At 58.1% G+C, this 11,569-nt stretch carries 13 protein-coding genes and 2 pseudogenes; 7 read left to right on the forward strand and 8 right to left on the reverse strand.

From position 1 onward, the window contains the following. Positions 1-502 precede the first annotated feature (502 nt). A complete protein-coding gene (locus tag DVK00_RS14630) occupies positions 503-1,486 on the reverse strand; it encodes a DUF3592 domain-containing protein (RefSeq protein ID WP_101351627.1) in 984 nt (327 codons plus the stop codon). Positions 1,487-1,729: 243 nt separating this feature from the next. On the opposite strand from DVK00_RS14630, the gene DVK00_RS14635 reads away from it, so the two are divergent. Next, entirely contained in the window at positions 1,730-1,924 is a 195-nt protein-coding gene (locus DVK00_RS14635) for a hypothetical protein (RefSeq protein WP_232794580.1), read from the forward strand. Between the two features lie 175 nt (positions 1,925-2,099). On the opposite strand, the gene DVK00_RS21395 is transcribed toward DVK00_RS14635, so the two are convergent. The 6 genes from DVK00_RS21395 to DVK00_RS14660 all read right to left on the reverse strand — a co-directional run bounded on the left by DVK00_RS21395 (position 2,100) and on the right by DVK00_RS14660 (position 6,090). Next, positions 2,100-2,240 carry a hypothetical protein gene (locus DVK00_RS21395; RefSeq protein ID WP_158598765.1) on the reverse strand — a complete coding sequence of 47 codons (141 nt, stop codon included), beginning with the start codon at positions 2,238-2,240 and terminating at the stop codon, positions 2,100-2,102. 184 nt (positions 2,241-2,424) lie between these two features. Beyond that, positions 2,425-3,585, reverse strand: coding sequence for a hypothetical protein (locus tag DVK00_RS14640; protein WP_121577925.1), 1,161 nt, complete (start codon positions 3,583-3,585; stop codon positions 2,425-2,427). 53 nt (positions 3,586-3,638) lie between these two features. Further along, entirely contained in the window at positions 3,639-3,881 is a 243-nt protein-coding gene (locus DVK00_RS14645) for a hypothetical protein (protein ID WP_121577926.1), read from the reverse strand. A 24-nt stretch (positions 3,882-3,905) separates the two neighbouring features. Next, complete coding sequence (locus DVK00_RS14650; RefSeq protein ID WP_121577927.1) at positions 3,906-4,127, reverse strand: hypothetical protein; 222 nt, start codon at positions 4,125-4,127, stop codon at positions 3,906-3,908. A gap of 60 nt (positions 4,128-4,187) precedes the next feature. Further along, positions 4,188-5,564, reverse strand: a complete 1,377-nt coding sequence (locus tag DVK00_RS14655) for a hypothetical protein (RefSeq protein WP_121577928.1) — start codon at positions 5,562-5,564, stop codon at positions 4,188-4,190. A gap of 52 nt (positions 5,565-5,616) precedes the next feature. Beyond that, complete coding sequence (locus DVK00_RS14660; RefSeq protein WP_233560807.1) at positions 5,617-6,090, reverse strand: hypothetical protein; 474 nt, start codon at positions 6,088-6,090, stop codon at positions 5,617-5,619. A gap of 120 nt (positions 6,091-6,210) precedes the next feature. On the opposite strand from DVK00_RS14660, the gene DVK00_RS14665 reads away from it, so the two are divergent. The 3 genes from DVK00_RS14665 to DVK00_RS14675 all read left to right on the forward strand — a co-directional run bounded on the left by DVK00_RS14665 (position 6,211) and on the right by DVK00_RS14675 (position 8,466). After that, entirely contained in the window at positions 6,211-6,891 is a 681-nt protein-coding gene (locus tag DVK00_RS14665; protein ID WP_121536901.1) for an IS6 family transposase, read from the forward strand. A 122-nt stretch (positions 6,892-7,013) separates the two neighbouring features. Next, positions 7,014-7,775, forward strand: coding sequence for a hypothetical protein (locus DVK00_RS14670; RefSeq protein ID WP_147435886.1), 762 nt, complete (start codon positions 7,014-7,016; stop codon positions 7,773-7,775). A gap of 382 nt (positions 7,776-8,157) precedes the next feature. Then, positions 8,158-8,466, forward strand: a complete 309-nt coding sequence (locus DVK00_RS14675; protein ID WP_147435167.1) for a hypothetical protein — start codon at positions 8,158-8,160, stop codon at positions 8,464-8,466. 168 nt (positions 8,467-8,634) lie between these two features. Here the strand turns inward: DVK00_RS14675 and DVK00_RS14685 are convergent, their stop codons facing one another. Beyond that, complete coding sequence (locus DVK00_RS14685; protein ID WP_233560808.1) at positions 8,635-9,762, reverse strand: hypothetical protein; 1,128 nt, start codon at positions 9,760-9,762, stop codon at positions 8,635-8,637. Here DVK00_RS14685 and DVK00_RS22030 point away from each other — a divergent pair. From DVK00_RS22030 to DVK00_RS22400, 3 genes and pseudogenes are all read left to right on the forward strand, one after another. Beyond that, positions 9,748-10,176 (forward strand): hypothetical protein, encoded by a 429-nt coding sequence (locus DVK00_RS22030; protein WP_232794583.1) that lies wholly within the window; start codon positions 9,748-9,750, stop codon positions 10,174-10,176. The two genes, DVK00_RS14685 and DVK00_RS22030, sit on opposite strands and share 15 nt — an antisense overlap. Positions 10,177-10,331: 155 nt before the next feature. Further along, positions 10,332-10,782, forward strand: a pseudogene (locus tag DVK00_RS14690) (radical SAM domain-containing protein). A gap of 545 nt (positions 10,783-11,327) precedes the next feature. Beyond that, positions 11,328-11,557, forward strand: a pseudogene (locus DVK00_RS22400) (hypothetical protein); the annotation flags it as partial. Positions 11,558-11,569: the final 12 nt, after the last annotated feature.

Genomic DNA, 11,569 nt, shown 5'->3' on the forward strand with positions numbered 1-11,569 from the left:
GGTGTCTCTTTCTCGTCGGAACCCCACTCGGTCAACAAGGAAACTGGGGGCCATTATTGGTGGCCTTGGAGCATTCACTGGGTCACTACTTCTCCAAACATCAGTCCCGGCGGGGCTTGCTGGGTACGGGCTCATGCTTCTCGGCATGGCAGGAGCTATTGCCGACTTGGACCAAGCCAACCGTACTGACCAGACTACCACGAGCGATTGAGTCAGTGCCCGCTGTTTCTCACGCCAAACTATGAGATACCGACGGCGTCCCACCCGGAGTGCTCCGGGAGTTCGGACTGGTTGGACTGACGTTGCAGCCGACGCCCACCCAGAACGGCTATCAACTCGTCGTGGCGACAGCCAGAGTGTGACAGCGATACCTCTATCTTTTTTACGACTTGCAGGGCTGTTCGGCATGGGTTGCGGTTGCTCCTGACTTGATCCGCTGACGGACCGCGACCCCGTGCTAGGACCTGCTATCGGCAGGTCCCACGACGGCTCCAGATAGGCCTCAGACAGCTCTATAGAGGAGCCGTACGATTATGGCTATCATCCCTGCAGCGATTACAAACGCCCAGCCGGTTATGCGGACGCGCTGGCCGTACTCGGATAACTCGTTTCTGTCGGTCCCGAGTATCGTGACGAGCCGACTCGGGTGCTTGAACGGACTCGGCGGCCTCGGCTCGGAGAGCCGCCGCCGGAGCCGTCGGTACCGACTGAACGACTGGAGACCGTACAGACACAGCGAGAGGATCATGCCGACCCAGAAGCCGGCCGCCGCGAGCAGCGGGATACCGACCGGTCCGAGCAGGTCGGCCTCGACCGTCTGTGCCGACCCCTCGCTCAGGCTCAGGATGCCGAACGCCAACCCGACCATCGAGAGCCAGAACGCCACGAAGCAGACGAGGAGTGTCCATTTCGACAGCCGACGGAGCCTCTCGTCGTTGCGTTCGACCCACGTTCGGGACGGCGGCGACCGCACCTCGCGCTCCGGGCGGGGCTCGTGTCGCCCCGGACGTTTCTCCCCCAGTCCGGCGAGCACGACGAGGCCGAGCAGGACGCTCCCGACGGCGAGCGCTCGCGTCGGCCACGGGGTCCGCTCCCTGATCAGGAACGCGTTGCTCGGAGCCGATGGCCGGACGTACGCTTGGACTGTCGTCCCCGGCTCGTACGACCGAACGACGGACTGCGCTTTCGACCGATCCGAGTAGGTTCGAATGGTCGGCCCCGGGAACACCTGCTCGCTCGTGTACGTCTCGCCCTGATATTCGTACGTGTACTTGACCTCCGGTTCGTAATCGATGCTTCGCCGACTATCTATCCGCTCCACTTGTGCGCTGTCGACCGTTGCTTGGACCGTGACTGCGCCGCTAACCGCCTGTCCCTGCTGGACGTAGCTGTACCCACCGCCCCCAGTGAGGGCGACCGCCAAGACCAGCAGGTACACGCTCTTTCGTGAGAGGTGGAGGGTCGTGATTCCCACGGGGAGTTTCATTTCGGTCAGGAGTATGGCAATCCAACAGTATGAGAGTGATGTCTATCGCACGTATACCCGATCCTCAATCTAACAGTTGTCCCGGGATTCGGGGTAATTTGTTGCACGCCAAGAGCATGTCACAGAATCATTCGCAGTTGCTCAGTAGACGGTTATGCTTCCTGTATCGGGCTCGGTCAGCGGTAGTTGCTGGCTCTGAAATTGTAGAAAGAGTATATGTGCGATGCAGCTGAACGATTGAACGTGTCAGAACAGCCCTCCACAAAGTCGAATAACTTGGTCAGCACAGAAACCAAGATTACAGCAGTCTTCGTCATACTCGGCCTCGTATCGGTGTACGGCACAACAGCTGTAACTGATAAGCAATGGGTTCACTTCGCCGTGCTCATCGGCGTTGGCGTCATCGCCCCAACATTCATCAACGAATGGCGTGACTAATCGGATTATGAATCCGTCACACACTATTCATCAGAAGATGGCGTGTCCGGAGCGACCCGCAGTCGTTTTTGCCTGTTGAGACGACACAAATTAACGATGCTAATCGTGTCTACCACACCACCGGTCGAACAACTGGAAACACCCGTGACGGCATTCCAGTCCAACAGTGACACAGCTATGTGGCGTCCCCAGTCCACCCGTGGTCGATGACGATAGCGCCGTCGCCAAACCCGCCTCGCTCCTGACGAAGACACAGCGGTCCCGGATTTGCATGGCGTTTGCCGAGCAGGACGAACACCAGCGTCGACGAGACCAACAGCAGATCCGCGAACGAATTCGGGCCGGTATGACAGATTTTGACCTCCTCGCTGACTACCCCGACCGGCAGTTCGACCTCGCTTTCGATGATCTTGACGACGAGGAGATGATAGCCACGCTTGCAGACGTTTGGCTCGTTACTGAGCGGCTACGAGCACTCCGCGGTATCGAACGCAAAGCAGTCATCGAGTGTGTGAGCGAGCGTGCGAGCGCGTTGTCGTCAGAGATAGAGGGAGAGAGTATCGACAATGTAGAGCTCGTCCCGGCGGCGACATACCGTCAGCAGGGTCGTGCGGCCGCCGAAGCTGAACAGAGGAATCGCCGCCAACGAGCGCGCCTAGAAGCCCGCCAACGGCGCCGCCAACGACTGTGCCGACTGTCTTTGCCGCACCAGATTTGAGCACTTCAGCCGCCAGACTCTGGCCCACAGAGCCGTCCTCGTGTTTGCCCTTGAGTTCCCAGAGGTCGTCGACTTGCTCGTCCGACCAGTCGTCGGAGACTGCGGCCTCAAACTCCTCGCGGTCGTCGAGTTCACTGAGCGAGGGCTCCGTTGGCTCTTGGTACCTGTCGCTGTCTGAAGTCGGATTTGCCGGTGCATCTGGCGTCGTTCCGTCTTCGTATTGCTCCAGAGAGGCTTGTCCTGATTCCGCCACCGACGTGGCTGAGAGGTCCTGAGCCGTGTTGTCGGTCACGGATGACCCTGACTGGGAGTCGGTAGCACCGCCCTCCATCGGGACAGTCGATGCGACAACGCCCGTTTGAGACGGTGGCGTCGGGCCTGAACCGCCGGTGCCGCCGGTGCCGCCGGTGCCGCCGGTGCCGCCGATGCCGCCGATGCCGACTGCACCGGTAACTTTGTTTTTGCCTGCGGACAGGCCTTTTGACACTTTACCGGCAGCGGCCCCTGCAGCACCGCCGAGGGAGCCGGCAAACATCATGAAGAGCTGCACGTTGCTTAGCAGGCACATCGCAGCGATTGCCATGGCCGGCATTGCCATCTGAATCAGTGGGTTCGGCCCGCTGGCGAAGACAGCCGTCGTCGTTCCGCCCGTGCCACCGCCACTGAACGTCGAGAGCGTTCTGGTGGTGAACTTCGTGCCGACGGCGAAGATCCCGGCAACGAGTATCCCGCCCGGAATCAACATTCCCGTGGCCTTGAACAGTTGCTCAGCGAGTTCTTTGGCGTACTTGAGCGGCCCGACGTCAGCCACCCAGAAGATGATCAACAGCGGAAAGAGGCCGTATGTGAGATACACCAGGACCTGCCGGGCGACCAGAACGACGAACAGCACAATCTGAGAGAGCACCACGACGAGCAAAATCCCGATTCCGTACAGCAACATCACGAACGACCCTACGGAGGTCTGTGCGACGGGATTGCTCGGCAAGCTAGCGTTCAGATTGACGCCTTTGAGGAACAGATCGATGCTCGCGTTGGATATCGAGAACGCCCACGCGAAGGCCCGCGACTGAACAGTGTGCCAGTTCCAGGCGGATTGACGATGAACAGCGAGAGCGTCGCTGCCAGCGCGCGTGACATGAACCGGTGCGGGTCCATCTTCTCGTTGTCCGGGAACAACTGGAACAGTCCCAGATAGGACAGGCCGAAAATAGTCAACAACGAGAAGTAGATCACCATCGAGAGGTCCCACATACTCTGGAACTAATCAAGCATCGACGGCTCTAGCTTCAGCATCTCGGAGAGAACGCTTGAAAACAGGATCTCGATGAGTTCGAACACTGCGTTGAACAGTTGCTCATTAATCCACTGGATGAGGCTCTCAAGCCCGACGTCAACGACCAGCAGCGGAGCTACGAATGGTACAGCCAGCACCTGGCCGTACGTTGACTCCACCTCCAGACGCTCGGGCCCCGACTCCGCCATCTAATTCACCTTTTCTCTTTCCCATATTAATATTTCCTATCTGGATGTGAAATAATACAGTCAATCGGACGGCCCTCGCTGTGGTCGTGAGCCCGTTTCACTATCTGCCTCGGAATCATCCGGTTCAGCCTGTTGCGTGGATTGTGCTGTCGAGACATCCGTCAGCGATTGTGCGTTAGGCGACATCGTACTGGAAGACCGACCCGTGCCTGACTTTCCAGCTTTTCCACCCGGCTTGAAGCCGTTTTTTGCACGCTTTTTGACGCCCTTTTTGGCCTGTTTCATGCTCTTCTTTGCAGTCGCTTTGACGCCCTTCTTGACACCTTTCTTTGCCACCATTTTCCCGCCCTGTCCAGCGACTGATGCGGCAGCACTTGCACCACTTGTTGCAACCGCGGCACCAGCCTGTGCAATGCCTGTAACAGCAGTTCCGACGGCGCCCAACATCTGTGTCAGCATCAGGGTCGGGAGGACGAGAATCCCGATGATGATGACGGCCTTAATGAGGAAATTCAGCAGTACATCACCACCACCTGAGCTAGCGAACACACCGCCCTGGACTGGTGGCCCCTGCGCTGTTGGTTGGGTCGCTGGCGTCCCACCGGCGAATATCTGACTACTGCCACCGATGAGACCGAGTCCGACGGTAAATACGGCCGCTATGAGGACACCACCAGCCAACAGCATTACTGCAGTCTTGAACATCTTCGACGCGAGGTTATTCCCGTATTTCAGTGGCCCGTGGTCGACAACCCAGAGGAGGATGAGGACCGGATACAACCTATATGTGACTAGAACTAACACCTGCCGTGCCACGAGCAGGACCAGCAAAATGATCTCAGCGAGAAGTATGACCTTGCCGATGAGGATGCCTACTGCAAGCAACATAAATGGCCCGCTCAGCGCACCAGCGATTGTGCCACTCTGGAAGGAAATAGACGTACCAGCTTGACTGAGATACCATGTGGAGAGATTATTCGTGACCACGAAGGCCCACGCAAATGCACCCTTCCCAAAGAGATTCGCGCCCCCGCCCGGTGGATTTACAATCCAGATGGATGTCGTTGCGGCGAGAGCGCGAACACCGAACCGATAGGGATCTGTCTTCTCTGTGCTGGGGAACAGCTGGAACGACCCAAAGACGGATACTGCATACACTAAAAGCAGTGCGAAATGTATAGTAACGCTGATCTGATATATGGATTCCAACTGCTGGAGGTGCGCAGGACTGATGCGGAGGAACTCATCTATGATATCTGCAAATAACTTCACGATGAGATCGAATACGGCAGCGAATACGCTATTGGCGAAGTCTCGAAAGGGATCCCTGAGACCGACGAGAGCGAGTGGGACCGACCGTCCGGTAGCGTCGGAGCCGACAGTGAGAGGCAATTGCGTGTGTTCTCGCACAGACTGGATCCGAAACGCGAGACTCATTGGTTCCCTCCGTTGCAGAATTGTCGATACGGGTCGGCTGGACAGGGGCCCGTCATAACAGATCCATGATTAGTTTGATCCCAACGAAGTCGATCATCAGCAAGGGTGTGATGAGCAAAAAGAAGTCCTGAATATACTGTGCAAGTTGTCCGTGCGTCGAAAACCTACCATCAGGCAGAGAGTCATCAACCGTGGCCCCGCCGGCAAACGTTCCGCTGGAGGCACTATCGTACGTGCTGAAATCAGTCAGCAGTGTACTTGACCAGATTAACGCTGTTACCAATACTCCAAACAGCATTAACTTCGCGCTCACTTTGATGAATTTCTCACCCATAACATTGACACGCTTCCATGGCCCGACGTTCACGACCTTGAATGCGAGTAAAAGCGGGAGCAACGCGTATGTTACGTAGATTATTAGCATACGTAGGACAAGTATCAGTATCAGGCCGAGCCCGGCGATGAGCATAAGACCCACAGCAAGTACTCCCCAGTTGTAGCCGACGTACAGGCCGACATCATCCATTACAGCCCGGGTAATTGTTACGCCAATACTGAGATCATACGATGTTTGATAATACAGCCCAGTGGGCACTGTCTAGTTGAGCGAGTTTGAGAAGCGAGGAGGTCGGAGCGAGAAGTGCCTATGCAACTCGCAGACCTCCTCAGAGAAACGTTAGATGAGGACAGCCAAGACATTTGGGAGAATGAGCGCACCCCGACATCCGTCCGGCAAGTTGGGGTGCGTCTCCATACTGCGGGGCTGTCAATCAGGGAGACGGTTGCGATCTTAGACTTGCTGGGTGTCGATCGCTCTCACGGTGCTGTCTGGAATTGGGTTCATACACTGTCTGAAGCACAGGGCGACCCGCCGACGGCGCAGCCGTTGCGGGTCGCAGTCGATGAGAAACAAATCGAGATTGACGGCGAAAAGAAGTGGTTGTACGCCGCTGTCGATACCGAATCAAAGCTGCTTCTCGAAGTTGACGTGTTCAGCCGCCGCGGGACTGACCCCGCGTCGGCGTTCCTGCATCGCCTCACTCAGAAACACGATGTTGCCGATACAGTGTTTCTCGTCGATGCTGGCGGCTATCTGACTGCCCTCTCACGCCACGATTTGAGCGGTCGGCTCGACTATCGACTCCGGAACCACACCGAAAAATGGTTCCAAACTGTGACCATGCGAATCGACCGCTTCCACACGTTTTGGAGGGGCAGTCAATCCAGCGCGAAACAGTGGCTCAGACGGTTCAGACACCACTACAACCACGAACGACCGATCCAAGCTCTTGACGGAAAAACGCCAGCTGAGGAGATCCAGAACTAGACAGTGCCGTGGTGGCAAATATATATACTAATTGGTAGCAACGTGTCTGAGAGGTACACGTACCCTAGAGTCCGGACTGTCCGAAGCAAACATATATTTATTCGATACAGGATCGGTAATTCGTGGCTTTGGACGCACCCGCCCGTAGAGGATTGATCTTTCTGCTCATCGGTTCCGCTCTCCTGTTAAATGTGGGTCACTTCCACATTATCTCACCCGGCGGCGAGCGCTACGAGTACCAGCGCGTATCCGTGACCGCCACCGACGACAGTATGCGCTTTTCTGTCGACGGCGAGTGGGCAAATCGACCGGAAAGCATCGCTGGCATCGGATGTGATGGCTGGACCGACACCAGCAGCGCACAACTCTGTGTGCTGGAGACGTGGCTGGCAAATGAGAGTGGCCAACCGCGGACGGTGACCATCGACCGAACGGACAAGTACTGGACCGCAGGCCAGCCATACGCCGTCCACGGTGGGCAGTTCTACGAACGGACCCAGACGACGCATCGTGCCTCGGAGACGGTGCCAGAAGGGCAGGTCAGAGTTACGCTGACCCCTCATTCAGCCATGCAGACGCTCGACGCTATCGCCGTTCCCATCGAGAGAGCACCACCGGAACTGGCCCGCGTGATTCAGCGGGACTCGTTTACGACTGACCACTATGTCCACGGTGCAGAGATAGACACCGATCTACCGTCTGTCTCCGCAGACGAGTACGACGACGGTGGGATGATCGTCGAGACCGATGACGGCTTCGCCGTCGTAACCACCAGTTACTCCCCAGGCAAGCCAGTGATACAGTTCGTCGCCAGCGTACTCCAGTGGCTCCTTGGACTCGGGCTAGTAGCCGCCGGTGGCCACCGCTATTTGACTCATCTGTAATCTATTCGCGCCGTCGCCGTCAACGCTGAAAAAAGCGGTCGGTCTGAGTAAGTAATTCGCGTGCGGGACGGTCAGTACAGATACGCAAGCCACTAAAAACTCAGTCCACCAGCAGTAGTTCAACAGGGTCGTTTCACGACTGCTGAGGGAACTATCCGCTCAGCGGGTGTGCGTATTAATAGTCAGGTTTTTACCAGTTCTGAGAGGTGTTCTGATAGCCGTGCAAGATACAGAGCGCGAGTCTTGCACGACGGTGCAGTCTATTCGAAACCGAAAGCATCGGTCAGTTGTGAATACGACAGCTTTGATTATGCTACGTGACGAGTCACTGCGCAGCTTTATCATCGTCCTCCTCATAAGTCAGAGGTGAGGAGAGCTACAGATGTGCGGGGAGCAGGTCTCGCTCGACACCATTCTTGATGCTGTCTATGACCTCGGATATGACGCCATTGATCGGGCTGAAGGGTTTTCAGACGAAGCAAGCGGACAAGTCGCACTCCCTGAAAAACATCGCCGAGAACCCCCAGAAGGGCTGCGGCGTTTTCTCCCGCGTGTCTACTGTGACGCAGGCAATCCAGATCTCGTTCCTGATGACCTCCGCGCGGCTGTTGAAGAGTACGGCTGGACTGTCCAAGCAATGGGACGGGACGGCCAGACAGTGACGGTTGTCATCTCAAGGAATGGTGTGTAGTAGGTGAACGTCTCTGACCGATCGATCTACCGATATTGTCGTATCACCAACGGACGCCAATCGCTGCATTGATCCTCTATATCTTGCATGGCGTTTCCGATAGACTTCTGGGGAGTGTTCGCCGGGCGTGATAGGTGTGTGACCTGTACTGATCATACCGCACGCGAGCTACTCACCCAGAGCCGCCCGCTGTTTCTCGGCGTCGTCGTCCCCGGTTGCAGCAAGGACATCGTCGGCAGCGCCTTTGCCGCTCGGATCGAGGTTGTCGTAGTGCTTGACGGCCGTCGATAGTTCGTTTGTCGAAACGTCACCTTGCTTGTGGGTCTTCACAAACCGGCGCTGGGTAGCAGCGTCGTCCATCTGCAGGAGCGCGCCGGCGGCGTCGACCAGCCGTCTGAGCTTCGATGAACTACTCAGTCCCTTCTGGAGGACGCTCGACCCGCCAGAGGCAAACGCGGGCGCCACTGTCCCAGTCGAGTAGCCCAGCGACCAGCCGCCGCCAAACTCTTGGTAGTACTGCTCGCGGGAGTCGAAGGGATTGCGGGTCTCGTGTTGCTGGCGGAGCTGGCTCGCCATCATCTGGGGCAGTTTCGTGATTATCGCGGGGTTGTTGGCGATGGTCGTCGCCAGCTGGGCCATCTGGCTCGCGTAGCCGCCAGGGTCGGAGACCATTTGGGCGACGCCAGCGACGCTCTCGCCGACCACCGTCGACGCGCCCGAGGAGAGGCCCATCCAGGCGACGAAGCCGCCTTTGCCAAGACTGGCCGGGAAGCTGGCGTATTTGTCGGCCGCCTGTCCGAACGTGTCCGGCCCGCTGAGCTCCGTGCGTTTGCGGTTGTCGTGGATATCCGTGGCGCTGGCGTCGACGGTCACCGGCGTGAAGAAGCCGGTTGCGCCGGTGTATATGGCGTCTAGCGCGTCACGCTCGACCTCGATGCTGGCGTCGAAGTTTCGAGCGGTCGCGCCATCGCCAAGGCTCGACCACTGCTTGCTCCCGGCCTTGTGGAACTCGATTCGGGAGATGCCGCTCTGGTCCGAGACGCTGACGCGAGCTGTGTAGCTGGTTCGGGCGGTGTTGTCGGCGCTGACCTCGAGCGGTTCGACCAGTGGCGCTTTGTGGTCGTGGATGGTCGGGTCGTAGTCGTTCGAAACCTCGTAGTAGTCGTCACTGCCGTCGTTGTCGGAGTCGGCGACAGTCGGGCTGGTCCCGAGGCGACGCTCCTCGTGGTCGTCCAGCAGGTCGCCGTCGGTGTCGGTCGACAGTGGGTCGGAGCTGACGTTTTGCTTCCAGAGCACGCCGAGGGCGTCCCCACCGTTCTGGCGGGCGCTGACGAACTGTTCAGCCGTCGAGGGCGAGCGCGCGAGGTAGGTGTTCCACCCGCGGTTTTCCTCGAGGTCGGTGAGTTCGTCCCCGTCGCTGTTGACCTCGGTCGGATCGGAGTTGGCGACCGCGATGGTCGTCGTGAGCGTGCCGTTTTCAGCGTTGGTCTTGTAGATGACCTCCCCCCGTCGGGGATGCCGTCTCCGTCAGTATCAGCGTCGTACGGGTCCGTCGAGAACGTGCTTGCGGCGGCGGTCGGCAGCGTCCAGTTCTGGTTCTCTACAGAGTCACGGATGCCATCGCCGTCGCTGTCGAAGGTCTCGCGTGGGACGACCTCCGCTCGCATGTTGACGCCGTCAGCTGAGAGGCTGATGTTCGCGGGGCCGTGAGCAAGCGTGGAAACGTTGACCGTCGTCTGAACGGTGCCGACGGTCCCGATAGCGAGGTCTTTCGAAACTGTGGTTCCGCTCGCACCGGTCACCTCGATGGTCGCTGGCAGGCGGTAGACGAGCTCCAGCAGGCCGGTGTGTCGGTGTTCGTCTCGATGTCACCTACATACCCGACGATGGGCGAAGACGACTTTCACGAACTACTCAGCTACTTCAGAGCACTCGGGGCAGGTCGTCGTCTTCCACGAACCAATCAACCTCCGTGGCGCGAATTTCCAGCAGTGTCTCACCGCCGCCGAGCAAGCCGGCTACGACGACGTGGTCGAGGAACTCCAGCAGATGCAGGACAGCCACCAGTACTGGGTCGAGTACGCCCTCAACCAACTGAACACGGTCCAGCAAGTTGCAACGCGCTTCGACGGGCTCGATGTCCATTCTTGGCCAGACGATGAGCTGGTGCGCTCGACGAGCGGCCAACTGCGGTCGAAGCTCACAGCAATACAACAGGCCGTCTCACCGGAGTCGTTCTCCGAGCGTGATACGCACGCCCCGCCTGAGCAGTCCGAGTTAGCCCGGGGCGGCGAATCCATAGAGCATCTCATCTGACGTATCTATCAAGCACCGCGTCAGGGTCCGGCAGGTCGACGTTACGGCCGTCGCCGGCACACGCTGAGTATCAGTACGTGGCAGGACACGGTGTCGCGAAAAGTGCTAACCAACAAGACCCGGGCAGAACCCACAGCTGTTGGTTAGCTACCCCACTCGGATTTCTAACCGTCATTTCTTTCTCTCCTCGATCCCCTGGACGAACCGTTCAGGAAGTGTGCCTATCATCCGAACCGACGAGTAAGTTCGTAAGCGATGGTAACAGGGATCGTGATAGCGAGCACTACGAATATGATTTCATCGACAGTCGGGCCAGACTGAGTTAGTGAACTGTAGAACACGAGAGCACCAGTTGCAAGGACGCCGATGACAGTTGCGACGTATTCTGGATTTGTCCACTGGGGAGGAGGGCCATTGGTAGTCACGTACTGACATCGGACTGTGGCTGTTCTAACTTTTCTGGAGTCCTGTTGCCTTCCCACTTCCTATCGATAGATACGTAATTTGTACTGCCTATCACGTACACGAGCCACTCGCCCAAGGCCCCGCTCTTCCTTGGGGTCGACGGCGAGGGTGCGTCCCATTGGACAGCTACGAGTTCGCTGTGGCTGTTGTTTCGGTCGATGGTGAAGCAGAGAAGGTTGTGCTGGCAGAGACGCCATTCGAGACGCTCGGAGAGTGGTGTGAACACGCGCGTGGTGAGCGCGGCTGGGACGCTGGGCCGCACGTCGGTGGATCGCTTGTCGGCGATCTCGTGCGAGGTGTTGAGGCATGAGCTGCACCGTCG

The organism is Haloarcula sp. Atlit-47R (genome assembly GCF_003665985.1).
Taxonomy (GTDB): Archaea; Halobacteriota; Halobacteria; order Halobacteriales; family Haloarculaceae; genus Haloarcula; species Haloarcula taiwanensis.